Raw genomic sequence first — 24,304 nt, 5'->3', positions numbered from 1 at the left:
GGGTCAGGTGCGCCTCGGGCGGGGCGCCGTGCAGGTAACCGAAGCTGGCGACCTCGATGGTGGTCACGGACATGACAGTGTTCTCCTGTCGCGGACGGCGGCGAAGTGGAAGCAAGGGGGCAGGCGGAGGCGATGAGGGCGGCGGCGGAGTGGGGTTAGATCTCGTCGCAGCGGAGCTGGTAGCAGTCGTCGCAGAAGGCGTCGACCGTCGTCCGGCCGTTGATCTCCAGGTCGAACGGGTCCACGCGGCGCGTGACGTCCGGCTTGTCCTCGTCGCAATAGTCGCAACGGTTCATGGCGTTCCTCGGGGGTTTCAGGCCGCGAGCGGCAAGACGTCGGCGCAGGGGAGGCAGGTGCCCAGGTGCGCGGGCAGGACGTAGCCGGCGTCCGTGTCGCACAGCGGGCAGGTGCGGCGGGCGGCGTTGGCGGCGGCCAGGGCCCGCAGGCGGCCCGGCGTCATCGGCCGGACAGGCTTGGCCAGGGCGAGGCGGTAGAGGTAGGCGGCCCGCTCGCCCGTGGCGAGGCGGGAGCGCCAGAGGATCTGCGCGGCGACCGGCTGGCCGCCGGGCCGCAGGCCGAGGGCGCGGAGCTGGCGGCGGGTGAGCAGGTCGGGCGGGGCCATGCGCCACGGGTAGGTGGGCATCCCGCCGTGCCGCTCACCCGCCGGGTCCCAGAAGCGGGGCCGACCCACGGCTACTTCCCCGGGGTGTCGGCGACGGCGAACAGCTCCACGCTCACGCCGTCGAAGTCGCCAATGGCGGTCAGGCAGGCGCCGTGGGGGCAGGCGCTGAAGTCGACGAACACCGGGTCGAGGTCGAGTGCGGAACGCCACTGCTCGAAGTGGGTGAGCGAGTCGCCGACCACCAGGACCACGCCCCACTCTGGCGCTCCGGCGTCGCTCACGTACTCGTGGACGTCGAAGTCGGCCCGGGGCATGTGCGGGTGCTCGGCGAGCAGCATCATGAGGGCGTGCGCGGCGTCGGCTTCGGTGGTGAGGGTGGTCACGACGTCTCCTCGGTGGTGTCGGCACCCGGGGTGCGGCGCTCGGCGTGGACGGCCGCCCGCAGGCGGACGGCGTAGTCGTTGCGGCAGCCGAGCAGCGCGCGGACCTTCTTCGTGGACAGCTCCTCGCCCCGGGCGGCGAGGTCGGCGGCCAGCACCCGGACCCGGGCCAGATCGGCCGGGTCGAGCGGGCGTTCCCCGGCACCGGAAACGTTCCCGCCGTCGTCGACCGGAGGCGTGTTGACCGTCGCGCCGGGGATCGGTGCGGGTGCGCTCGACCCTGTTCCGTAAAGGGCTTCGAGCGCTTCGAGCGTGATCGGGGAAGCGTTCCGCAGAGCCTCAGGAACGGTGTCCAGGTAGACGCTGTCCGGCGGTCCGGAGGGCAGCGGGAGCGTGAGGGCGGGGAACGGGTCGTCGGGCATTCCCGGCCACAGATCGGCCGGCGCGGGGAGCGCGCTCAGCTCGGCGACCCGAGCCCGGGCATTGAGCCGACGGGCCAGAAGATCGGCCGTCAGCCCCGGCACCGTGACCCCGTGGACGTACTCCCACGCGATGCGCCACGCGTCGTCGGCGGCCAGCGCCCCGTACGCGGCGGCGGACAGGAGGCGGTCGGCGACGGCCCTAACCTCCGGGTGGTGCTCGGCCCGGCGGCGGACGTGCTCGGCCCGCTCCTTCGCCGCCTTCTTCTCGGCGGTGGTCGGGCCCCGGCCGCCGTGGGTCTGGAGATCGGTCAGCCACACCGCGCCGATGCTGGACAGGGCCAGCACGGCGGCGACCCACCGGGCGTCGGGGTACTGCGACCAGCCGTGAGCGAAGTTGATCCCCCCGGCCACGATGCCGGCCGCCCACGCGCCGAGCCGGTAGGTACGGGTGGAGCGCTCGCCCTCGGCCTGCGCGCCCATGGCGACCAGCGCCCACGCGCCGCCCTCCAGCATCGCGGCCAGCAGCACCGCCAGCAGCAGCGCCACGTCCGCGTGGTCGAGCGCGGCCACCTGCGAGACCACCGCCGGCACGATCGAGCACGCCTGCACCAGCCGCACGAACGCCCGCGCCGGACTCGCCGCCACCCAGCCGGTCACCCGGCCGAGGCGGGCGGCGCGTGCCGCGCGGGCCCGGTTTCGGGCCTGCTCGGCGGCGAGCCGATCGGCCTCCCGCCGGAGCCGGGCGGCCTCGGCGTCCAACCGGTCCTGCTCGCGCTCGTCGCGCCGGTCCGCCCGCCGCTCGGCGCGGAACTCACCCAGCCCGCTCATGCCGCCGCCCTCCCCTGCTCGGCGCGAACGGCCGGCCGGCGGGCGGCGTGCAGCGGCACGGGTGCCTCGTCCATAAGGCGCTCGGCGTAGGCGGCCAGCTCCGGGTCCTCCCGGCGCAGGTCCGCCAGCACCGCCAGCGCCACGTCCATCCGGGCCCGGTACGCGAGCACCTGCTCACCGGGCACCCCGGCGAACAGCTCCTCGTCCACGCCCAACGCCAGCTCCGCGAACTCCTCGGAGTCCACGGCGTACTGGCCTGCAACAATCGACTTCACGGGTCTACCTCTCCCAGCTGAGGGTGGGCCCCAGGGCCGCCGCGCGTTCCTTGGCCGGAGCGCGGCGGCCCGACTTCTGCGGGCCCAGCCACTCGCGATGTACGAGCAGCCATGACCCCCGACCCGCCACGAGACGGATCGGGGACCAAAGACACTCGTTGTTGATCTGTTGCGTCTTTCGGGAGCGTGCTCCCGCTTCAGGCAGACGCGGATCTTGCGATCACTGCCCTCCGGACTGAAAAGGCGCCGGGAACCATGGCCCCGTGGGGCCGCTTCGCCCTGGGCTCGGCGGTAGCCGGCCATTCGCGGACGCATTCATGCAGGTCAGAGCAGCCCAAAGAAGGGCCTATCAGGCCATCAAACTCACCTGGTCTTGTTGGCTGACTTGTCCCAACAAGCTTCGGTGACATGAGCTTGGGGCATGGATGCTCGCGCCGTCAAGCACTTCGGGGTACCTTGTTGGAACAAGGCATCTAAGTCAGGGAGATCCGACATGGCTAAGCAGACTCCGCGCTATCACGCCATCGCCGATGACCTGCGGCTTCAGATAGAGCAGGGCCGATTGGCACCCGGCCAGAAACTTCCATCGGAGGAAGAACTGACGACGGCCTACAACGTCAGCCGCAACACAGTGCGGCTCGCGCTCGGCCGACTGACCGACGAAGGACTCCTCGTCTCCGCCCAGGGGCGCGGCAGCTTCGTCCGAGAGAGCTACAAGCCGGCCGTCTGGAACTGGACCACCTTGGAGTCGCGGTCGGCACATGAGGCGAACCACGGCGCTGGCGACCAGTGGGCCAGCCAGATAGCTGCCAGCGGCCAGGAACCGCGCCAAGAGATCCGGGTTTCGATCATGCGGCCTCCGGAGGAGGTGGCACTACAGCTCCAGCTCGACCCCGCGACCGCGCTCACGGTCGTCCGCGAGCGAATCCGCTACGTGGATCACGAGCCGTACGCGCTGGCCGACTCGTACTTCCCCGAAGAACTGGTCCGGAACACTCGGCTGATGCTCCCCGAGGACGTGTCGGCTCCTGGCGGCGTGCTCGCCAGCGCTGGCCTGATCCAGGTGCGGTACAGCGACGAGATCACGGTCCGGATGCCCACGCGGGACGAGAGCGAGCGGCTCGTTCTCCCCGCAGCCACCCCGGTCGCAGTCCACCGCCGGACCGGTTACGACAAGGATGGAAAGCCACTCCGGGTAATGATCACGACGCTCCCCGGCGACAGGCACGTCATCCGCTACGACGTCTCGACGGACTGACATGACTGCCCTAAGCACCCCGCGACGCCCCGACCCCCTGACCGGCCACAAGTCGAGTCCAGAGCTCGTCTGGTACGCGGCCTACGGCTCAAACATGCACCTCGACCGGCTGATGAACTACATCGCGGGCGGCCGTCCTCCGGGCGGCACCCGGGTGTACCCAGGGTGCCGCGACCGCACGCCGCCACGCGCAGCGCTGCCTGTGCTGCTGCCGGGACAGCTGTACTTCTCGCTGGAGTCGAAGGTCTGGAGCGGAGGTATGGGCTTCTACGACCAGACGGATGCCGGCGAGATGCCTGCACGGGCCTACCTGATCACCCCTGAGCAGTTCTCCGACATCGCGGCACAGGAGATGCACGACGAGCCTGGGCGGAACCTCGACCTCGCACCGGTTCTGGCGTCGGGGGAGGTTCGGCTCGGGCCCGGCCGCTACGAGACGCTGGTCTGCCCGGGGCAGATCGACGGATACCCGGTGCTGACATTCACCGCCCCGTGGCGACGCGCGGACGCCGCAGTGACCCGCCCATCGGCGGCCTACCTCCGGAACTTCGCGTCCGGGCTGAGCGAAGCGCACGGCTGGTCCGTGGAGGACTCGGCCAAGTACCTGAGCGCCCGCCCCGGCGCGTCCGGGACGTGGACCGCAGAAGCGATCGTGGCTGCACTGAGCGCCGATCCCGTGAGCATCGGCAGCCCGGACTCGTAGGCGGAAAACGCCCAGGTAGCGACACGGCTTCTGGTCTCAGTTCTGGTCTCATTCGCCCCCGTTCACCGGGGTTCACCGCACCCCATAGACGCCCCTCCCACCAGGGGCCGGAACCCCAGCGAACCCCGCCGGACACGTCCGCACAGACCTCGAAAGCGTGTGTGGGGGCAACTTCACCGTGGGTTCGAATCCCACCGCTACCGCCAGTCAGACCGAGAGCCCGTCCGGAGATCCGGACGGGCTCTCGGCGTTCCCGCGCACGGGCGGGCACCGGCGGCACCCGGGTCCGGAGACGAGGAGCGGAGACGAAAAAGGGCTCCGTACCCGTCGGCCGATGACCACCAACGCCTGTCGAGTACGGAGCCTGGAAGGGGGGAGCGGCTCGGGGGGACTGACCGCTCCCCCGGGCGGAGTCCCACAACCGGGGGCCGCGTCGGGGGGAAGTCGCGGCACCCGGTCCCACAGCGGGGGCTCCGGATCCATGTACCGGTGATTCCTGCCAGATCCTCGGTACATCAACCATCCTGCCGTCCGCGGCGGGCCCCGGCACCCGGAGAAAGGCCCCTGTCGCGGGGACCTTCGTCCCGCCGGGTGAACGCGTCGCACACTTGATAGACCGTCCGGGTGGATAAGCTGCCCGTTGCACGGGCCGCTCGGGGACCGAACGGCGGCGGCCCACAGCAGGGAGGAAGGTCACCGGATGGCGCAGGCGAAGAAGATCGGAATGGTTCTCCTGCTCATCTTCGTGCTCTACACGATCATCACCTCGCCGGCCCGGTCGGCCGAGCTGGTGCAGTCGGGGTTCGAAGGCATCTCCAACGCCGCCAAGGCGATCGGCACGTTCATGACCGGCCTGGTGAAGTAGTCCGGGACCCACCGGCTACGGTGGGCCCGACATCCGACCCCGTCCGCGAGGAGCGGCACCGTGATCCGCCACCTGGTCCTGTTCAAGCTCAACGAAGGCGTCAGCAAGGACGACGAGCGCGCGCTCGCCGGCGCCAAGGCCTTCGCCGAGCTCGGCCCGGTCGTCCCCGAGCTGCGCGAGTGGGAGTGCGGCTGGAACACCACCGACCGCGACATCGCCCACGACTACGCCATCAACAGCCTGGTCGAGGACCGCGAGGCCCTCCAGGCGTACCTCACCCACCCGGCCCACCAGGCCGCGGCCGCCCAGTGGCGCGAGTTCGCCACCTGGGTGATCGCCGACATCGAGGTCTGACCCCGGCGGGCCCCCTCCGGACACCCCGGCCCCGGCCGGCGCGTCCCCCGGACGGCCCGCGGCGCCCCGCCCGGCACCCGGGCGGGGCGCCTTGCTCTGTCCCGGAACGATCCCCGGCCGGCCCCTCCGGCGGGACCGCCGGCAACCGGGCGCCGCACCAACACACCTCCACGCGGTACTTGCCCGACATGTGCCCGCCTTGTGATGCTATGACCGGTTTTGCCGGACATGGTGAGGTGAGGAACGAGACAGGGCACCCGGTCCGCAGGTCCCACCGTTGTCGACATTGGGAGGGGTGACGTGTCCGTGCGGACACCAGGGAGCGCACCGGACGACGAGGTGCTCGCCACCGTGATCAGTCCGGCCGGAGAGCTCCGCCCGGACGGCCTGCGCGGCCCCGGCGGACGCCCCGCCGTCGATGTCCGGACCCTCACCCGGGTGCTCTTCGAACGGCTGGCCGAGCTGCCCCCCGACGCCCCCGAGCGGGAACGGGTCCGGGCCGCGCTGATCGAGGTCAACATCCCGCTGGTCCGGTACGCCGCCACCCGCTTCCGCAGCCGCAGCGAGCCGATGGAGGACGTCGTCCAGGTCGGCACCATCGGGCTGATCAACGCCATCGACCGCTTCGACCCCGGCCGCGGCGTGCAGTTCCCGACCTACGCGCTGCCGACCATCCTCGGCGAGATCAAGCGCTACTTCCGCGACAACGTCCGCACCATGCACGTCCCGCGCCGGCTCCAGGAGCTCTGGGTGCAGGTCAGCGGGGCGATGGAGGAGCTCACCGTGGTCCACGGGCGGACTCCCAAGGTGCCGGAGATCGCCGCCAGCCTGCGCATCCCCGAGGAGGACGTCCGGGCCTGCCTGGACGCCGGACGGGCCTACAACGCGGCCTCCCTGGAGGCCGCCCAGGAGCACGAGGGCGGCCTCGCGCTGCTCGACCGGCTCGGCTACGAGGACTCCGCACTGGCCGAGGTCGAGCACCGGGACATGGTCCGCCACCTGCTGGTCCAGCTGCCCGAACGGGAGCGACGGATCGTCATGCTGCGCTTCTTCGCCAATCTGACGCAGTCGCAGATCAGCACCGAGCTCGGGATGTCCCAGATGCACGTCTCCCGGCTGCTGTCCCGGATCCTGACCAGGCTCAGGACCGGCAACTCCTGGGACGACTGACCGGCCCGCCGCGTCACGGCCCGACAACGGGGCGTCACCGCCGCGTGACATCTTGCGACGTTCGGGTTTGCCGGGGATCGTGAGCCGGTATGGAGGGGGGAAGAGGGCCGGCCGCGAGCACGGGAACGTTCCCCCGGCGGCACCCGTTGGACCGTCAGTCACGAGGGGGTGGGTGCATGTCCGGAGACCTGGGCACTGCGGAGATCCACGCTGAAGCGGCCTCCGCCGCGCAGATCCCGCTCCAGCGGGCCGGGACGGCGCCGGACGCCGCGACAGCGCCGGACACCGGACCGGCACCGGGCCCCGGGGCCGCGCCCGACGCCGGAGCCGCACCCGACACCGGAGCCGCGCCGGGTCCCGCGCTCGACACCCGGACGCTCTCCCGCTCGCTGTTCGTGCGGCTGGGCGCCCTGGCGCCGGGCAGCGCCGAGCACACCTACGTCCGCGACACCCTCATCGAGCTCAACCTGCCGCTGGTGCGCTACGCCTCGGCGCGGTTCCGCAGCCGCAACGAGCCGATGGAGGACATCGTCCAGGTCGGCACCATCGGCCTGATCAAGGCGATCGACCGCTTCGACCCGGAGCGCGGTGTCGAGTTCCCGACCTTCGCGATGCCGACGGTGGTCGGCGAGATCAAGCGCTTCTTCCGCGACACCAGTTGGTCGGTGCGGGTGCCCCGGCGGCTCCAGGAGCTGCGGCTGGCGCTCACCAAGGCCGGCGACGAACTCGCCCAGCGGCTCGACCGCTCCCCGACCGTCGCCGAGCTGGCCGCCTGCCTCGGCGTCAGCGAGGAGGACGTGGTGGAGGGCCTGGCGGTCGGGAACGCCTACACGGCGAGCTCGCTGGACTCCAGCCCGAGCGACGAGGACGGCGAGGGCCCGCTGGCCGACCGGCTCGGCTACGAGGACCTCGCGCTGGAGGGCGTGGAGTACCGGGAGTCGCTCAAGCCGCTGCTGGCCAAGCTGCCGCCGCGCGAGCGCCGGATCATCATGCTGCGCTTCTTCGGCAATCTGACGCAGTCCCAGATCGGTGAGGAGATCGGCATCTCCCAGATGCACGTCTCCCGGCTGCTCACCAAGACCCTCACCCAGCTGCGCGAGGGCCTGACCACCGAGGGGTGAGCCGGGGGGCGGAGGCGAGCCCGCGGGCTCAGACCTCCGGCGGGCCGGCGCCCAGCGCCGGTTCCGCGGCCGTGCGCGCGGCCGTCGCGCCCGCCCGGGGCGCGAGGTCCGGCGGGGGCCCGGACTCCAGCAGATTGGCCCGCAGTCCGGCCAGCACGCCCCCGTCCAGCCCGAGGCCGTCCGCCCAGAACGTCCCGAAGTCCGGCCAGCCGGCCGAGACCTCCTCGAAGGCCGCCTCCAGGTAGTGCCGCTCGGCCCGGAAGACCGGGAGCAGCAGCTCCGGATCGCTCGTCGCACCACGGGCCCGAAGGCTCTCCAGCACGGTCCGGACCACGGCGGCGGAACGCTCGTTGGTGAGCAGATAATCCGTGAACACCGTTTCCCGGTCCACCCCCAGTGCGGTCAGCAGCACCGCCGCCACCCACCCCGTCCGGTCCTTTCCGGCCGAGCAGTGGAACAGCAGCGGCGAGGCCCCCGGTTCGGCCAGGAGCCGCAGCACCCGGCCGAATTGTTCGCGGGCAATGGAATCGGTGACGAACCACCGGTAGAGGCCGGTCATCATCGCCCCGGCCCGGCCGTCGCCGAGCAGGGCGCGCTGCCCGGCCGGGTCCCGTTCGGCCAGCGCCGCGCGCAGGGTGGCGCGGATGTCGAAGTCCACGGCGAAAACCGGCAGGTGATGAAGAGTCATGCCGGCGGCCGTCCGATCCGGTCCGGCCTCGCGGACCTCGTCCGGGCTGCGCAGGTCGACGATCCGGCGCAGGCCCAGCCCGGCCAGCCGCCCGAGGTCCTCGTCGGTGAGGCGGTCGAGGCCGTCGCTGCGCAGCGCGACGCCGGCCCTGAGCACCAGGCCGTCGGCCGTGCGGTAACCACCCAGGTCGCGGGCGTTCACGGCTCCGAACAGTCCCAGGCTGCGGGCGGCCGGGAAATCGGCGGCTCCGGTCGGCCGATCGGTCACGCTGCGCACCCCATTGGATATTCGGACGGTGACATGGCACAACCGTGAGCGATATTGCATGAACCTGCCCATCAAAACGGCAGGATGTGCGAGAGTGTCACGGGCAAGGCGGCCAGTGTAGGGTCCGGTTCATCCGTCGGCTCACACGATGGGTGAGCAGCGGTAACGCTCGGTTCCACGGCTTTTGTTTTTAATTGATTATTTGCGCAGCCGGTACGGTTTCGGCCACAATCAGCGCCCTCATGGCCCGACCATGAACGTTGGTAACAGATTCGCTGCACTCCTGCCCATTCGGTCCCGCCAGGAACGCAAGTTCCACCAGGATGGGCGCCGGGCAGCCTGCTGCCCTCGAACAGCTACAGGGCAGGTGAACGCGAGCAGCGGAGCGCCCTGCCCAGGGGAGGAAAGACAACATGGGTCGAGCGACCCGAAGAGTTGCCGCCTGCGCGGCAGCCGTTCTGCTGGCCGGTGGCCTGCAGTCGTCCCTCGCGCACGCCGCCACCACTACGCCCCGGATCGACCTCACCGTGCTCGTGATCAGCGACGGCGGTCCGGCCACGGCCGCGATCGCGGCCGAGCTCAAGAGCCAGGGCACCCCGTACAAGCTCGTCGACCTCAACGACGCCGGCCGACCGGTGATCGACGCGGCCTTCCTCAGCGACACGCTGAACGGCCAGCCGCGCGGCAAGTACCAGGGCATCGTCCTGCCCAACGACAACCCGTTCGCGGCCGGCTCCGCCGAGATGGCCGCGATCGCCACCTACGAGGCGGCGTTCGGCGTCCGCCAGGTCGACGCTTACACCTACGCCCGTCCCGACGTCGGCCTGAACTGGGCCGTCAACCCCGGGTACATGGGCACCCTGGACGGCTTCCAGGGCCAGGTCACCGCCAGTGGCCTGGGCGGATCGTTCGGGTACCTCAAGGGCACCATACCCTTCGAGGACAACGACCCGGCCATCTCGGAGAGCTACGGCTACCTGTCCACTCCGAGGACCGACCTGCCCGCCGGCTCCAGCTTCACCCCGCTGGTCGAGGTGCCGATCCCCGGCACCACCGCCAAGGGCTCGCTGGTCGGCGAGTACGCCCACGACGGCCGCAAGGAACTGGTCGTCACCTTCGTCTACAACCAGTACCAGCAGCAGTACCGGCTGCTGGCCCGCGGCATCGTCGACTGGATCACCCAGGGTGTCCACCTCGGCTACGACCGCAACTACTTCGCCGCCCACGTCGACGACGTCTTCCTGGCCGACGACCGCTGGGACACCGTGCTGAAGTGCACCCCCGGTGACGTCACCTGCCCGCCCGGCACCCCGGAGACGGCCAACCCGATCCGGATGACGGTCGCCGACGCGCAGTACGCGAAGCAGTGGCAGCTCGACCACAACTTCACCATGGACATGGTGTTCAACGGCGGCGGCAGCGAGGACTGGAAGGCCGACCACGAGACGACCGCCGACCCGGTGGTCGACCAGATGATCGCCGACCAGAGCAGCTACCGCTGGGTCAACCACACCTACACCCACCCGTACCTGGGCTGCCTCCAGGACGTCTCGGTGGTCCCGTGGAAGTGCACCAAGGACGCCGCGGGCGGCACCGTCTGGGTCGACCAGGCGACCATCACCTCCCAGATCAAGAACAACCTCGACTGGGCGGCCGCCCGGGGCCTGACCCTGGACAAGAGCGAGCTCGTCACCGGCGAGCACTCCGGTCTGCTGACCGCCCCGCAGGAGACCAGCGACAACCCGTACCTGGCCCCGTCGCTGGCCGCCAACGGGGTCAAGTGGACCGCCAGCGACGCCTCCCGCGAGCCCGCCCAGCGGGCCGTCGGCGCGGCGCTGACCGTCCCGCGCTACCCGATGAACGTCTTCTACAACGCCGCCACGGCGAAGGAGGAGACCGACGAGTACAACTGGATCTACACCAGCGCGGCCAACGGTGGCAGCGGCGTCTGCGAGAGCAACGCCAACTCCACCTGCCTGCCGGCCCCGCTCGACGTGAACACCGGCTACCAGTCGTACATCGTGCCGCTGGAGGCCCGGATCGACCTCGGCCACGTGCTGAACAACGACCCGCGGCCGCACTTCATCCACCAGTCGAACCTGTCCGAGGACCGGATCGTCTACCCGGTGCTGGAGAAGGTCCTCTCGACCTACCGCTCGCTGCACGCCGACAACACCCCGGTCGTCAACCTGGCGCAGAAGGACCTCGGTCTGGAGTTCCAGCGGCGCGCGGCCTGGAGCAACGCCGTCAGCAACGGCCAGGTCACCGCCTACCGCGTCGGCAACGCGGTCCGGGTCAGCGCCCCGTCCGGCGTCCAGGTCCAGGCCACCATGCCGACCGGCACGGTCCAGCAGCTCGCCATCGGCACCACCGGCTTCGGCACCGCCTACGCGGGCTCGCTCTCCGGCTGGGTCAAGCCCGGCCAGCTGCAGAGCGCGGTCCAGCTGCAGCTGCCGGCCGCGCCGGCCGCCCCGGCGGCCGTCAGCCCGTCGGTCGCGGCCAAGTCCGTCGCGGCCCCGGCGCCGGCCGACACCAAGGTCGTCCCGCAGGGCACCGCGGACGCCGTCCCGGCCGGTCCGGGCGACACCGACCGCACCGACGCGCCCACCCTCGTCCCCGGTAGTGGGGCCCCGGTGGCGGGCAAGAACGTCGCTCCTGGTACCACTGCTGGTAAGGCGACCGGTACCACCGGGAAGGCCGCCGGCAAGGGCGACACCGCACAGCACGGCAAGGCCTCCGGGGGGAAGGCCGAACCCGTCAAGAAGACCGCCGGTACGTCCGGCACCCGCTAGACAGGTGAACCCGGTGGCGGGTCGGCTCCCCGGCCCGCCACCGGCACCACCCACCGGCCGACTCGGCCGGGAGCTTGAGCAAGAACAGGAGGGGGGACAGAAATGCGCGTCACCCTGCTCACCGAGGGGACGTACCCGCACCAGCACGGCGGCGTGAGTGTCTGGTGCGACCAACTCGTACAGGGCATGCCGGACGTCGAGTTCGACATCATCGCCGTCACCGGTACCGGACACGAAGCACTGGCCTGGGAGCTGCCCGCCAACGTGCGGTCGGTCACCACGGCCCCGCTGTGGGGCCCGGCCTCGGAGGCCAAGGCACCGCGCGGCAAGGAGATGCGCCGCTTCCTCAACGCCTACGAGCGCTTTCTGCACTCCATCCTGGACCCGGTCTACACCACCCACTTCGGCACCGAGCTGTACGGCTTCGCCGACCTCGCCCGGCGCGGGCTGCTCAGCCCGGCGCTGCGCAGCGAGCGTGCCCTGCGCACGCTGCAGCACGTGTGGACCCGTGACTACCTCTCCACCGCGGTCTCCCGGCCCACCATGCACGACGCGCTGAACGCCACCGACCTGCTGGAGCACGCCCTGCGGCCGCTCTCGGTCGAGCCGCCGCGCGACGGCGTGGCGCACGCCGCCAGCGGCGGCCTCGCCACCCTGCCGGGCCTGATCGCCTCGCAGCAGTTCGGCGTACCGTTCCTGCTGACCGAGCACGGCATCTACCTGCGCGAGCGCTACCTCGGCTACCGCACCGGCCCGTACCGCTGGCCGGTCAAGGCACTGCTGCTCGGCTTCTACCGGATGCTCGCCGAGGAGAGCTACCGCCGTGCCGCGCTGGTCACCCCCGGCAACCGGTACAACCGGCGCTGGGAGGAGCGCGGCGGCACGCCCTCCACGCACATCCGCACCGTCTACAACGGCGTCGACCCCGCGGCCTTCCCGCCCGCCGGGCCCGAGCCGGAGACCCCCACCCTCAGCTGGGCCGGCCGGGTCGACCCGATCAAGGACCTCGAGACGCTGATACGCGCGTTCGCGATCGTCCGACGCGAGATACCCGACGCCCGGCTGCGGCTGTTCGGCGGCACGCCCAAGGGCGGCGAGGCCTACCGCGAGAAGTGCGAGGCGCTGGCCGCCGAGCTCGGCACCGGGGACTCGGTGGTCTTCGAGGGCCGGGTCGCGGACATCACCGACGCGTACGCGGCCGGGAACGTGGTGATGCTCTCCTCGATCAGCGAGGGCTTCCCGTTCACCCTGATCGAAGCGATGTCCTGCGGCCGCGCCACCGTCTCGACCGATGTCGGCGGCGTGCGCGAGGCGGTCGGGGACACCGGCCTGGTCGTCCCCCCGCGCGAGCCCGAGCCGATGGCCGCGGCCGCGATCGAGCTGCTGCGCGACGCGGAGCGCCGGGCCCGGCTCGGCGAGCAGGCCCGGCTGCGAGTGATCGAGCAGTTCACGCTCCGCCAGAACATCGACGGCTTCCGCGGCATCTACACCGAGCTGCTGGGCACCGCCCGCTGGCTCCCCGAGGGCATGGTCGCCGTCACCGACGGCCCGCCGGACCCGGACTGGGAGCAGGACGCCGGGCTCTCCGAGCGCAGCGAGGTGACCGCATGAGCGAGGGCACCGAGCGAATCATGGACAGGCGCGTGTACCGCGAAGCGGCCGCCGAGCGCAGCGAGGTGGGCGCATGAGTGGTCCCCTGCGACTGGTTCCCGGCGAGGCGGTCGACGAGACCGTCCAGCTGCGGGTGCTGCCGCTCAAACGACGCCGCCCGACCCTGCCGCCCCAGCGCCCGCCGGTGCCGGACCAGCTCGACCTCTCCGCCGACCCGCTGGACGAGCTCGCCGAGCGGCTGCGCGACATCTGCGCGGACGCGGTCCACCCCTACGAGATCGCGGCGATCCTGGAGTCCGACGGCCTCTCCGACGAGCAGGCGGCCCTGCTGTACGGCCGCCCCGACTCCTTCACGCTCGCCGAGGAGCTGTTCGAACGGGTCGAGCGCCGCTACCCCGGGCCGAGCGCCGAGTTCGCCAACCCCTGGCGGGCCGACCCCTGGCGGTGCGTCGTGCGCGGCCTGGTGTTCGCCCTGCCCGGCCTCGGCTACCTGCTCGGCGCCAACCTCTTCGCCGCCGACCGGATGCGCTTCGGACTGCCCTCGGGCATGCTCGCGCTGTCCGTCGCGACCCTGGTCAGCTGGTCCTGGAACCAGGCCCTGGCCCACCGCTCCTACGCCTGGCTGGGCCGGGGGCGGCGGCGGTCGGCCGCGGGCTGTCTGGCGATCGGGGCGCCGCTCGGCGCGCTGATCGCGGCCGTCGCCGGCTACGTGGTCGGCGGCCCGCTGGGCGCGCTGTGCTTCGCCGCCGGGCAGTCCGGCTACCTCGCGGCGGCCACCGTGCTGCTGGTGCTCGGCCGGGAGAAGTTCCTGCTGGTCGCGCTGGCGCCGTCGGCCGTCGGAGCGGGGGTCGTGCTCGCCGTCGACGTGCCGCAGGTCGTCCGCACGGCGGTGCTGCTGGCCTCGCTCGGGCTGGCGGTCTGGCTCGCCGCCCGGGAACTGCTGCGCTGCCGGCGCGGCGAGGCCGATCCGGTCCCGCTGCGGCTGCCGCTGTCCAAGGAGGTCCCGCACCTGCTGTTCGGCCTCGCGGTCGGCACCCTGACCCTGATCGCCGGACTCGGCGTCACCGTGCACCAGGCGGTGCGCACCGGCAGCGCCGAGGGCGTCTCGACCAGCCCGACGGGGCCGGCCATGATCGCTCTGACGCTGAGCCTCGGACTCGCCGAGTGGCTGCTCTTCCGCTACCGGGCGATGGCCGTGGCCGCCCTGCGCACCAGTCACACCCCGGTCGAGTTCGCCCGCCGCACCGGTGGCGTGCTGCTCGGCTGCCTCTTCATCTACCTCACCACCGTGGCCGCCCTCGACGCCGCCGCCACCGTGCTCTGGCCCGGCGCCCCGGCGCTGGGCGTCCCGGAGCTCGGCGCGCTGCTGCTGCTGGGCGGCTCGCTCTGGCTGGCGCTGCTGCTGAACGCCTTCGGGTTCAGCTGGAGCACCGCCCTCATCTGTCTGGCAGCCGCGGGCGCCGAGTGCGCCGGACTGCTGACCGGTGCGGACCCGACCGTCCTGCAGCTGATCGGCTGCGGGACCGCGGCGGCCGTCCTCACCGCCCTCGCCGGGCCCGTGCTCGGCCGCACCACCAAGCACCGCTGATGCGGCGCCCGCTGAACCGGCACCGCTGAACAGCTGAACAGCGCACCACGGAACCAGCACCGACCGAACCACCTCCGGCCGGGTCACCACCGTCACGCCATCCGGCCGGTCCGTGCAGTACACGTCCCCGAAAGACACAGGAAGCGAATCACCATGAGCAGCGTCGCCGTCACCGGAGCCGAGGGTTTCATCGGCTCCCACCTCGTCGAGGCCCTGGTCGCCGACGGGCACCATGTCCGCGCGATGGTCCAGTACAACTCGTTCTCGTCCTTCGGCTGGCTGGAGACCCTCTCCAAGGAGGTGCTGGACTCCGTCGAGATCGTCCTCGGCGACGTCCGCGACCCCGGCTCCGTGAACGGCCTGGTGAAGGGCACCGAGGCGGTCTACCACCTGGCCGCCCTGATCGCGATCCCGTACTCCTACCAGGCCCCGCACTCGTACATCGAGACCAACGTCACCGGCACCCTGAACGTCCTGGAGGCCGTGCGCCACCTGGACATCCCGCGCCTGGTGCACACCTCGACCAGCGAGACCTACGGCACCGCGCAGACCGTGCCGATCTCCGAGGACCACCCGATCAACACCCAGTCCCCGTACGCCGCCTCCAAGGCCGGCGGGGACCGGCTGGCCGACAGCTACCACGCCAGCTTCGAGACCCCGGTCGTCACCCTGCGCCCGTTCAACACCTTCGGCCCGCGCCAGTCGATGCGCGCCGTCATCTCCACCGTGATCGCCCAGCTCGCGGCCGGCGAGACCGAGATCACCCTCGGCGACCTGCGTCCGACCCGTGACTTCATGTTCGTCAAGGACACCGCGCAGGCCTTCCGCACCGTCGGTACCGCCCCCGCCGAGGCCGTCGTCGGCCGCACCTTCAACGCCGGCACCGGCGGCGAGATCTCGGTCGGCGACCTGGTCACCCTGGTCGGCAAGCTGATGGGCGTCGACGTCACGGTCAAGGAGGACGAGCAGCGCATCCGCCCGACCAACTCCGAGGTCATGCGCCTGGTCGCCGACGCCACCCGGCTGCGCACCGCCACCGGCTGGGCCCCGCAGTACTCCCTGGAGGAGGGACTGGAGCAGACCATCGAGTTCTTCCGCGACCCGTCGAACCTGGCCCGCTACAAGACCGACATCTACAACGTCTGATCCGGTCCCGCCTTCCGGCCGCTCCGGCACCGAAGGTCCCTTGTCGCACCGACTTCCGTGGGGGAACCACCATGCATGCAGTGATCCTTGCCGGCGGTAAGGGCGTCCGACTCCGCCCGTACACCACCGCGCTTCCCAAGCCGCTCGTCCCGATCGGCGACCAGCACGCGATCCTGGAGATCGTGATGCGCCAGCTCGCCGCCGCGGGCTTCCAGAGCGTCACCCTGGCCATCGGCCACCTCGGCCACATCATCCGCGCCTACGTCGGCAACGGCTCCCAGTGGGGGCTGCGGGTCGGCTACGCGGTCGAGGACAGCCCGCTCGGCACCCTCGGTCCGCTGCTCACCATGCAGGACCGGCTGCCGGACAACTTCCTGGTGATGAACGGCGACGTCCTCACCGACCTGGACTTCGCCGGGGTGCTCAAGCACCACGAGTCGTCCGGGGCTCCGCTCACCATCGCCACCTACGCCCGCCAGGTGAAGATCGACTTCGGTGTGCTGACCGCCGAGGACGGTGCCATCACCGGCTTCCAGGAGAAGCCGAGCATCGACTACCGGGTCTCGATGGGCGTCTACGGCGTCTCCCGTACCGCGCTCGCCAAGTACACCCCGGGTCTGCCGCTGGGCTTCGACGAGCTGGTGCTCGACCTGCTGGCCGCCAAGACCCCGCCGTCCGCCTACGAGTTCGACGGCTACTGGCTCGACATCGGCCGTCCGGACGACTACGACCGGGCCAACGCGGAGTTCTCGCTCAACCGCTCGCTGCTGCTCCCGGACGAGCCGGCCACCGCCGGCCCCGCCGCGGGAGAGGGCCTGTACGCGGTGCCGAACGGCCAGGACCGGCCGGTCCCCGCCGCTCGCACGGCCGTCGACGCCGCCGACGGGCAGCCGGCCGCGGCGGTGCCGACCGGCCCCGAGAACGACGGACGGGCCGCGTGAGGATCCTGCTGCTCGGCGCCGACGGCTTCCTCGGCCGCCACGCCGCCACCGCCCTGCGGTCCCTGCCGGGTGCCACCGTGCTGACCGCCGGGCGGCGGCCCGAGCACGACCTGCGGCTCGACCTGGCCACCGCCCAGGCCGGCCCGCTCGGCGAGGAGCTGGCCGCGCACGCCCCGGACGCGGTGGTGAACTTCGCGGGTGCGGTGGCGGGCAGCGCCGTCAAGCTCGCCGAGGTCAACGCCCGGGGCCCGGCCGTGCTCTGCGAGGCGCTCGAGCTGGGCGCCCCGAAGGCCCGGCTGGTGCACATCGGCTCGGCCGGCGAGTACGGCGTCTGCGCCCCCGGCAGCTCGCTCGCCGAGGACGCCGACGCCCGTCCGGTCGGCGTCTACGGCGCCACCAAGCTGGCCGGCTCCCTCGCGGTGGCCGGCTCGGCGCTGGACGCCGTGGTGCTCCGGGTGTTCAACCCGGTCGGCCCCGGCGCCCCGGCCGGTTCACTGCCCGGCCGGCTCGCCGCCGAGCTGCGCCGGGCCGCGGCGGACGGCACCGACGGGGTGGTGCGGGTCGGGGACCTCTCGGCCCACCGCGACTTCGTCGACGCCCGGGACATCGCCCGCGCGGTCGCCCTCGCGGTGGCCGCCGAGGGTCCGCTGCCGCGGCTGCTCAACCTGGCCTCCGGTCGGGCCCGGCCGGTCCGGGCGATCGCCGACGGCCTGGTCGCGGCGGCCGGCTTCACCGGCCGGATCGACGAGAGCGGCGCCGGCTCCGAGCGCTCGGCCGCCGTCTCCTGGCAGCAGGCCGACGTGTCGGCCGCCGCCGGGGCACTCGGCTGGCAGCCGGAGACCGGGCTCGACGAGACCCTGCGCGACCTCTGGCTCTCCACCGAACCGCTGGTCACCGCATGACGGGCGGGAGCCACCACGACGGCCGCCTGCTGGTGCCGCTGTACGTCCACCCCGCGGTGGACCCGGCGGCCTGGCAGGCGGTCGCCGCCGCCGACCCGAGGCGGATCGCCGCCGTCGTGCTCAACCTCGCCGACGGGCCGGGCGACCCCGACCACGTGTTCGCCGAGGCCGCGGAGGAGCTCCGCCGGGCCGGCCTGCCGCTGCTCGGCTACGCCGACACCGACTACGGTCGGCGGCCGCACGCCGCCGTGGTGAACGACATCCTGACCTACCGCCAGCGCCACGGCATCACCGGCGTCTACCTCGACCAGGTGTCGGCCGCGCCCGGCGCGCTGCCGCACTACCGGCGCCTCGCCACCGCGGCCCGCGCCGCCGGCTGCACCACCGTGGTGTTCGGCCACGGGGACCATCCGGACCCCGGCTACGCCGAGGTCGGCCTGGCCGACCTGCTGGTCACCTTCGAGGGCGACTGGACGGCGTACCAGGGCCTGGCCCTGCCGCTGTGGACCGGCCGGCACGCCGCCGCCCGGTTCTGCCACCTGGTCTACGACGTGCCCGCCGAACGCTCCGGGGAGGCGGCCGCGCTGATCGCCGCCCGCCGGGCCGGCGTCGGCTGCGCCGTGCCGGGCACCGGGGACAACCCCTGGCGCACCCTGCCGCACGAGCTGACCGTCGGTCGGCCCGTCACCGAACCCACCTGACCCCACTCGGAGTTCGAGCATCGTGACCCGCCGCACCCGGCCCCTGGCCGCCGCCCTCGCCCTCGCCACCGCCGTCGCCCTGCTGGCGACCTCGTGCAGCAGTTCGGGTTCGGAGGACGAGGACGACCCCTCGGCCGACGCCACCGGCGCGCAGCCCCCGGCGGCCACCGCCGCCCCGGTACCGGGCACCCCCGGCACCCCGGACGCCCCGTCCACCCCGGCCGTCCCGGACCCGCCGACGACATCGGCCCCCGGTACTCCGCCGGTCCCGCCCGGCACCCCGGGCACGCCCGGCGCCCCGGGCACGCCGGCCACTCCGGGTCGTCCGGGCACCCCGACCGGACCCGGCACCCCCGGCACGCCCCCCGCTCCCGGTACCCCGGCCGCCCCCGGCACCCCGAACGCACCGGGCACACCGGCCGCACCCGGCGGAGCCCGCTGGCAGCCCGCCCCGGGCCTGGCCTGGCAGTGGCAACTCGGCGGCGGCGTGGACCAGTCCGTCGACGTCCCGGTCTACGACATCGACGGCTTCGAGACCGACGCCTCCGTGGTCGCCGCGCTGCACGCCAAGGGCCGCAAGGTGATCTGCTACATCAACGCCGGTTCCTGGGAGGACTTCCGCCCCGACGCCGCCGCCTTCGCCCAGGCCCTGCAGGGCTCGGGCAACGGCTGGAAGGGCGAGAAGTGGTTCGACATCCGCAAGCTGGACCAGCTGAAGCCACTGATGGCGGCCCGCTTCGACATGTGCCGGCAGAAGGGCTTCGACGCCGTCGAACCCGACACCATCGAGGCCTACAACCAGAACAGCGGCTTCCCGCTGACCGCGGACGACCAGCTCCGCTACAACCGCATGCTCGCCACGCTCGCCCACGAACGCGGCCTGGCGATCGGTCTGAAGAACGACCTGGACCAGATCCCGGCCCTGCTGGGCGACTTCGACTTCGCGGTGAACGAGGAGTGCGCGCAGTTCGACGAGTGCGGCCGGCTCTCGCCCTTCATCCAGGCGGGCAAGGCGGTCTTCCATGTCGAGTACAAGCTCGGCACGGACCGGTTCTGCGCCAAGACCAAGGCCCTGGGGTTCAGCTCGATGCAGAAGAAGCTCGAACTGGACGCCTGGCGGAAGCCCTGCTGACGCAGGGACGGGGGCCGCACGGCCCCCGGACCGCCAGGCGATCAGCCACGAGGGTTACTTGACCGCCAGCCAGATGACGGCACCCAGCACCACGAGCGCGGCCACGGCGATCGCCGCGATCTTGCCGGTGCGGCCGCCGCCGCCGGCGCCGTAGGTGTTGACGGAGCCCGGCGCCTGGGGTGCCGGGGTCTCGTCGACGAAGGCCCGGAACATCTGGGTGCTGCCGGCGGGGTCGTAGTCGTTGTCAGCCATGGCAGGGACTCTAACGAATCCGCGGACCGCCCCGACACCCGGTCTCCGGGCTACGACTGTGCGACAAGCATGTGAAGTACCCCACGACCCCGGAACGACCGGCCCGATGATCGGGTTGACTCGGAGCATGACCGATTCCCGCAGCGACGCCCCCCGTTACGCGCAGCTCGGCGACTCCGAGCTCTCGGTGTTCCCGCTCTCCCTCGGCGGCAACGTCTTCGGCTGGACCGCCGACGAGGCCGAGTCCTTCGCCGTCCTCGACGCCTACGCCGCGGCCGGCGGCAACTTCGTGGACACCGCCGACACCTACTCCTCCTGGGTCCCGGGCAACACCGGCGGCGAGTCCGAGACGATCGTCGGAAACTGGCTGCGCAGCCGGGGGAACCGCGACTCCGTCGTGGTCGCCACCAAGGTCGGACTGCACCCCGAGGCGCGCGGGCTGCGCGCGGCCAACATCAAGTCCTCCGCCGAGGGCTCGCTGCGCCGCCTCGGCATCGACCGGATCGACCTCTACTACACCCACCAGGACGACGACACCCCGGTGGAGGAGTTCGTCACCGCCCTCGACGAGCTGGTGCGCGAGGGCAAGGTGCGCGCCGTCGCCGCCTCCAACATCGGCGCCGACCGGCTCGCCGAGGCCCTGGCCTTCGCCGACCGCGAGGGTCTGGCGAAGTACGTGGCCGTCCAGCCGCACTACAACCTGGTCTCCCGCGGCACCTTCGAGGGCCCGCTGGCCGAGGTGGTCGCCGCGCACGGCCTCTCCACCGTCCCCTACTACGCGCTGGCCTCGGGCTTCCTCACCGGCAAGTACCGCCCGGGCGGCAGCTCGGTGCCCAGCGCCCGGGCCGAGGGGGCCGGCCGCTACCTGGACGGCCCGCGCGGCCCCAAGGTCCTGGAGGCGCTCGACACCGTGGCCGCCGAGCAGGAGGTCGAGCCCGCCACCGTGGCGCTGGCCTGGCTCGCCGCCCGGCCGACCGTCGCCGCCCCGATAGCCAGCGCCCGCACCGTCGACCAGCTCCCGCCGCTGCTGGCCGCCGCCGCGCTGGAACTCACCCCGGCGCAGACCGCGCTGCTGGACGCCGCCTCCGCCTGACCCCGGCACCGTCGCACCCGCGGCCCGCGTCGTCCACAGGCTGTGGACGACGCGGGCCGCGACCGTCACGGCCGACCGAAGTGGGTCGGCCGGAAGCCGCTGCTGATCGTCGACACCCGGACGGTCTTCCCCGGACGCGGCGCCTCGACGAACTTCCCGCCGCCCAGATAGATCCCCACATGGTGGATCCCGGAGGCCCGGCCGCTGTCCGACCAGAACAGCAGGTCGCCCCGGCGCAGCCGGTCCTGCGTGATCGGGGTGGTCGCCGCGTACTGGTCGTCGGCCACCCGCGGCAGCTCGACGCCCGCCCGCCGGAAGGCCTGCTGCACCAGCCCCGAGCAGTCGTAGCCGGAGGGACCGTCACCGCCCCACACATAGGGCTTGCCGAGCTGGGCCAGCGCGTAGCCGATCGCCGTCTCCGTGCGGTCGGAGGACGCGGTCCGGTCCTGGGACGGCGTCCCGCCGCCCGATCCGCCGGTGCGGTCGAGGTAGATGTCGTAGTGGCTGGTCCAGCGCCACTCGCCGCGGGCGTTCTGGAACCAGTACCGGGAACCGTCCCAGCCCTGGCGCGGTCCGGTCGACCGGGCGGCGCTCCCGGCAGCGGTCGGCTGCGCGGTGGACCCGGTGCCGCCCGCCGGTGCACCGGAGCCGGTCGGGGCCACGGCCGTGGACCCGGAGCCGGTGGAGGACGCGGACCCCGCGCCGCCCACGGCCTTGGTGTACACGCTGTAGTGGCCGGTCCAGCGCCACTCGCCGCGGGCGTTCTGGAACCAGTAACGGGAACCGTCCCAGCCCTGCTTGCCCGGCGCCGCCTGCGCGGCCCCGGCACCGGCGGTCAGTCCGACCACCCCGGCTCCGGCCAGCACGGTGGTGGCCAGGCAGGCGGTGCGGACCGCCCGGTGTATTCGGCCGCCCCCGGACGGCCGCTCCGGTCGCTCCGGTCGGGCGGTGCGCGGCCGGGCCGCGCAGTGCGGGCACCCGCAGCCCGCGAGCGCGGGACCGCCGCCGAGGCGTTCCTCGAAACCGTCCGGGGTGTCGAGGCCCTCCAGGCCCTCGAACCCGTCGGGGGTGTCGAAGCCCTCGTAGGCCACGAGCCCGTCGAGCCCGTCGAGCGTGTCGAGCGTGTCGGCGGTCCCGTCGGCGAACGCGAGGCCGGTGTCCGTACCGCTGGCTATCCTCATGCCGGTCGTCCTTCCTTCCGCCCGGCCCGTGCGGCCGGGGGCGGTACCGAGGCGGCCACTCCGGCCGGGGCGACGAAGGCGACCAGCAGGTGCTCCATCAGCGCGCTCCGGGCGGCCTCGTCCAGCTCGTGCGCGGTGGCGCGCTCCAGGCGGCGCACGGCGAGCGCCGCCGCCTCCACCGCGTCGTCCACCAGCACCGTGCGCAGGCCCGCGTCCAGATCGGCCAGCCGGCGGCGGCGCATCGACTCGGCCACCTCCGGCGCGTAGTCCAGCGCCAGCGGCTGCGCCGAGTAGACCTCCAGCCCGGCCGGGGCGACCTCGGCGGCCAGCGCCCGGGTCAGCTCGTCGGCGAACCACTGGCCGTCGCGCAGGGCCGGCCCGGGTGCCGCGTTGCTGTCGCAGGGCAGGGTGGAGGCGGTCCGGGTGAGCACCGCCTGGACCTGTTCCCGCAGATAGCTCTCGTGGTCCTCGATCGCCAGCACCGCGCGGGCGGTGTCCTTGACCCGCCACACGATCAGCAGCCGGACCACGATCGGCGTACCGGTGCGGTCGACCACCTTGGCCGGCTCGCTGCGCCAGTGCCGCAGCCTGACGTCCACCCGGCGACGGCGCAGCAGCGGGTTCACCCAGACCAGGCCGGTGCGGCGGACGGTGCCCCGGTAGCGGCCCCAGCGGGTGAGCACCCGGGTCTCGCCGCCGGCGTTGGCCAGCAGCCCGGCGAGCGCGAGCACGACCAGCAGCCCCGCCGCGGTGACGGCGGCCACCGAACGCGCGGTCACCTCGGCCCGGCCGCCGGCGCGAACGGCGTCCGCGCGCAGATCGGGCAGCGCGTCCCAGTGCGGGACGACTCCGTCGCGCACCAGCACCAGCAGGACGGCGGCCGTGCCGAGCAGCAGCGCCATCAGCGCGATCCAGCCGGGCAGGCCGGCCGCGTTCCGCTCACGGAGGGCCTGGTCGGCGCGCGGCGGCCGACGCGAGGTGGCGGCGGCCGGAATCCCGGCCGGGGCCGCCTCCGGGACGGCGGCCGGGAACGGGTCCACGACCGGCGCCGGGGGCGGCGGGGCGAGCTGCACGGTCCGGGCGGCCGGCTCCCCCGCCTCCAGCGGATCGCGCGGATCACGGGAGTCCGCGGGGGAAGCGGCCGGCCCGGGGAGGACCGTGAGCGGAGTGGTCGGCGGACCGCCGTCGGCCCGTCCGGTGGCGGCCCCGGACGTCCGAAGCACCTTGGCGAGCGGGCTGGAGCCGGAGGCGGAACGTTCCGGCAGCGCCGGGGGAAGTGTTTCGGGCAGGTGGTCGGGTCGCTGCGAAGAGTCGCGGGTGACGTCCATGCACGGATCCTCAGGTTCAGTGTGTCGCGCAACGGGCGGCCCGGATCTGACGGGCAGTGCCAGAGTCAGGCTAAGTTCATACGTCATCAAATGCGACATTTGAGATCATGTGTGTCGACATTTCCTGACGAATCGTCCACAGCCGGAGCTGACGCGCAGGCACATGAGCGGATGGTGGGAGCGGTTCAGCGCCGCCGGGTCCCGGTTCCCCGGGCGAGCACCCGACGGGTGATCAGGCCGATCCCGGTGAGCACCAGCAGGATCCCGGCGAACCCGCCGCGCCAGGCGTCCGACCGCTGCCGGTCGGCAGCCACCGGTGACGAGGGGTCCACCGGCTCGGCCGCCCGCTGCTGTCCGCGCTCGGGCGGGGCGGCCGGACCCCGGACCCGGTCGGCCCGGTCCCGGTCCGGGGCGGAGACGTCCGCCGGTTCCGGGTCCGCCCCGGTCGGGTCGGCGGCCGCCGCCGTGGTCGGGCTCGGGGTGGAGGTGGCGGTGGAAGTGGAAGTGGGCGTGGAGGTGTGGGCAGGGGTCGTGGCCGCGGTCGGGCTCGGGGACGGGCTGGGACTCGGGGACGTCGGGGCGGGGGCGGTCGGGGACACGGTCGGGGACGGACCGCCGGTGGCCGGAGCTGGCCCCACCGGAGCCGCGGTCGGCGACGGCGAGGCCCCCACCGGCGGAACGGCG

General features: G+C 72.9%; 23 protein-coding genes and 2 pseudogenes. 15 read left to right on the top strand and 10 right to left on the bottom strand.

The genetic code is table 11. The annotated features are described in order from the left end of the window. Positions 1-155 precede the first annotated feature (155 nt). The 5 genes from ACIPYS_RS31370 to ACIPYS_RS31350 are packed head-to-tail and all read right to left on the bottom strand — an operon-like array spanning position 156 to position 2,527. Complete coding sequence (locus ACIPYS_RS31370; RefSeq protein ID WP_400752458.1) at positions 156-296, bottom strand: hypothetical protein; 141 nt, start codon at positions 294-296, stop codon at positions 156-158. 17 nt (positions 297-313) lie between these two features. Then, positions 314-643 carry an RRQRL motif-containing zinc-binding protein gene (locus ACIPYS_RS31365; RefSeq protein ID WP_400752463.1) on the bottom strand — a complete coding sequence of 110 codons (330 nt, stop codon included), beginning with the start codon at positions 641-643 and terminating at the stop codon, positions 314-316. A gap of 50 nt (positions 644-693) precedes the next feature. Then, a complete protein-coding gene (locus ACIPYS_RS31360; protein WP_400752456.1) occupies positions 694-1,005 on the bottom strand; it encodes a hypothetical protein in 312 nt (103 codons plus the stop codon). Next, positions 1,002-2,252, bottom strand: coding sequence for a hypothetical protein (locus tag ACIPYS_RS31355; RefSeq protein WP_400752454.1), 1,251 nt, complete (start codon positions 2,250-2,252; stop codon positions 1,002-1,004). Before ACIPYS_RS31355 ends, ACIPYS_RS31360 begins: the two co-directional genes overlap by 4 nt. Then, a complete protein-coding gene (locus ACIPYS_RS31350; protein ID WP_400752451.1) occupies positions 2,249-2,527 on the bottom strand; it encodes a hypothetical protein in 279 nt (92 codons plus the stop codon). Before ACIPYS_RS31350 ends, ACIPYS_RS31355 begins: the two co-directional genes overlap by 4 nt. Before the next feature lie 493 nt (positions 2,528-3,020). Here ACIPYS_RS31350 and ACIPYS_RS31345 point away from each other — a divergent pair, with 493 nt between their 5' ends. The 6 genes from ACIPYS_RS31345 to ACIPYS_RS31320 all read left to right on the top strand — a co-directional run bounded on the left by ACIPYS_RS31345 (position 3,021) and on the right by ACIPYS_RS31320 (position 7,998). Then, the gene (locus tag ACIPYS_RS31345) at positions 3,021-3,785 is read left to right on the top strand and encodes a GntR family transcriptional regulator (protein WP_400752448.1); all 765 of its coding nucleotides are present in this window, start codon (positions 3,021-3,023) and stop codon (positions 3,783-3,785) included. Positions 3,786-3,879: 94 nt separating this feature from the next. Further along, on the top strand, positions 3,880-4,488 hold the full coding sequence (locus ACIPYS_RS31340) for a histone deacetylase (protein WP_400752445.1): 609 nt from the start codon (positions 3,880-3,882) through the stop codon (positions 4,486-4,488). 724 nt (positions 4,489-5,212) lie between these two features. Beyond that, the gene (locus ACIPYS_RS31335; RefSeq protein ID WP_162497185.1) at positions 5,213-5,353 is read left to right on the top strand and encodes a hypothetical protein; all 141 of its coding nucleotides are present in this window, start codon (positions 5,213-5,215) and stop codon (positions 5,351-5,353) included. Positions 5,354-5,413: 60 nt separating this feature from the next. After that, the gene (locus ACIPYS_RS31330; protein ID WP_053645680.1) at positions 5,414-5,707 is read left to right on the top strand and encodes a Dabb family protein; all 294 of its coding nucleotides are present in this window, start codon (positions 5,414-5,416) and stop codon (positions 5,705-5,707) included. 300 nt (positions 5,708-6,007) lie between these two features. Next, a complete protein-coding gene (locus ACIPYS_RS31325) occupies positions 6,008-6,877 on the top strand; it encodes an RNA polymerase sigma factor SigF (protein WP_093861051.1) in 870 nt (289 codons plus the stop codon). Between the two features lie 176 nt (positions 6,878-7,053). After that, a complete protein-coding gene (locus ACIPYS_RS31320; protein WP_400752440.1) occupies positions 7,054-7,998 on the top strand; it encodes an RNA polymerase sigma factor SigF in 945 nt (314 codons plus the stop codon). Between the two features lie 28 nt (positions 7,999-8,026). Here the strand turns inward: ACIPYS_RS31320 and ACIPYS_RS31315 are convergent, their stop codons facing one another. Then, on the bottom strand, positions 8,027-8,953 hold the full coding sequence (locus ACIPYS_RS31315) for a tyrosine-protein phosphatase (protein WP_400752437.1): 927 nt from the start codon (positions 8,951-8,953) through the stop codon (positions 8,027-8,029). A 413-nt stretch (positions 8,954-9,366) separates the two neighbouring features. On the opposite strand from ACIPYS_RS31315, the gene ACIPYS_RS31310 reads away from it, so the two are divergent. The 8 genes and pseudogenes from ACIPYS_RS31310 to ACIPYS_RS31275 all read left to right on the top strand — a co-directional run bounded on the left by ACIPYS_RS31310 (position 9,367) and on the right by ACIPYS_RS31275 (position 19,766). After that, entirely contained in the window at positions 9,367-11,745 is a 2,379-nt protein-coding gene (locus ACIPYS_RS31310) for a hypothetical protein (protein WP_400752434.1), read from the top strand. 102 nt (positions 11,746-11,847) lie between these two features. After that, a complete protein-coding gene (gene pelF / locus ACIPYS_RS31305; protein ID WP_400752431.1) occupies positions 11,848-13,356 on the top strand; it encodes a GT4 family glycosyltransferase PelF in 1,509 nt (502 codons plus the stop codon). A gap of 73 nt (positions 13,357-13,429) precedes the next feature. Continuing rightward, positions 13,430-14,944, top strand: a complete 1,515-nt coding sequence (locus tag ACIPYS_RS31300) for a hypothetical protein (protein ID WP_093861054.1) — start codon at positions 13,430-13,432, stop codon at positions 14,942-14,944. A 153-nt stretch (positions 14,945-15,097) separates the two neighbouring features. Next, a complete protein-coding gene (locus ACIPYS_RS31295) occupies positions 15,098-16,090 on the top strand; it encodes an SDR family NAD(P)-dependent oxidoreductase (protein ID WP_093861055.1) in 993 nt (330 codons plus the stop codon). 71 nt (positions 16,091-16,161) lie between these two features. After that, positions 16,162-16,863: pseudogene (locus tag ACIPYS_RS31290) on the top strand (NDP-sugar synthase); the annotation flags it as partial. A gap of 164 nt (positions 16,864-17,027) precedes the next feature. Then, positions 17,028-17,933 carry an NAD(P)-dependent oxidoreductase gene (locus tag ACIPYS_RS31285; protein WP_093861057.1) on the top strand — a complete coding sequence of 302 codons (906 nt, stop codon included), beginning with the start codon at positions 17,028-17,030 and terminating at the stop codon, positions 17,931-17,933. Further along, a complete protein-coding gene (locus ACIPYS_RS31280) occupies positions 17,930-18,634 on the top strand; it encodes a spherulation-specific family 4 protein (RefSeq protein WP_093861058.1) in 705 nt (234 codons plus the stop codon). The genes ACIPYS_RS31285 and ACIPYS_RS31280 overlap by 4 nt, the downstream gene beginning before the upstream one ends. A gap of 22 nt (positions 18,635-18,656) precedes the next feature. Further along, the gene (locus ACIPYS_RS31275; protein WP_400752424.1) at positions 18,657-19,766 is read left to right on the top strand and encodes an endo alpha-1,4 polygalactosaminidase; all 1,110 of its coding nucleotides are present in this window, start codon (positions 18,657-18,659) and stop codon (positions 19,764-19,766) included. 54 nt (positions 19,767-19,820) lie between these two features. Here the strand turns inward: ACIPYS_RS31275 and ACIPYS_RS31270 are convergent, their stop codons facing one another. Continuing rightward, a complete protein-coding gene (locus tag ACIPYS_RS31270) occupies positions 19,821-20,018 on the bottom strand; it encodes a hypothetical protein (protein ID WP_400752421.1) in 198 nt (65 codons plus the stop codon). A gap of 127 nt (positions 20,019-20,145) precedes the next feature. Between ACIPYS_RS31270 and ACIPYS_RS31265 the strand changes: the two genes are divergently transcribed. Continuing rightward, positions 20,146-21,111, top strand: coding sequence for an aldo/keto reductase (locus ACIPYS_RS31265; protein WP_400752418.1), 966 nt, complete (start codon positions 20,146-20,148; stop codon positions 21,109-21,111). 65 nt (positions 21,112-21,176) lie between these two features. On the opposite strand, the gene ACIPYS_RS31260 is transcribed toward ACIPYS_RS31265, so the two are convergent. The 3 genes and pseudogenes from ACIPYS_RS31260 to ACIPYS_RS31250 all read right to left on the bottom strand — a co-directional run. After that, positions 21,177-22,292 carry a C40 family peptidase gene (locus tag ACIPYS_RS31260; RefSeq protein ID WP_400752415.1) on the bottom strand — a complete coding sequence of 372 codons (1,116 nt, stop codon included), beginning with the start codon at positions 22,290-22,292 and terminating at the stop codon, positions 21,177-21,179. Continuing rightward, the gene (locus ACIPYS_RS31255) at positions 22,289-23,620 is read right to left on the bottom strand and encodes an SPFH domain-containing protein (protein WP_400752412.1); all 1,332 of its coding nucleotides are present in this window, start codon (positions 23,618-23,620) and stop codon (positions 22,289-22,291) included. Before ACIPYS_RS31255 ends, ACIPYS_RS31260 begins: the two co-directional genes overlap by 4 nt. Positions 23,621-23,805: 185 nt before the next feature. Next, positions 23,806-24,304: pseudogene (locus ACIPYS_RS31250) on the bottom strand (hypothetical protein); the annotation flags it as partial.

This window comes from Kitasatospora sp. NPDC089913, from assembly GCF_044748625.1.
Lineage (GTDB): Bacteria > Actinomycetota > Actinomycetes > Streptomycetales > Streptomycetaceae > Kitasatospora.
The sequence above is the reverse complement of the archived record's forward strand: the minus strand, read 5'-3'. Positions and strand labels throughout refer to the sequence as shown.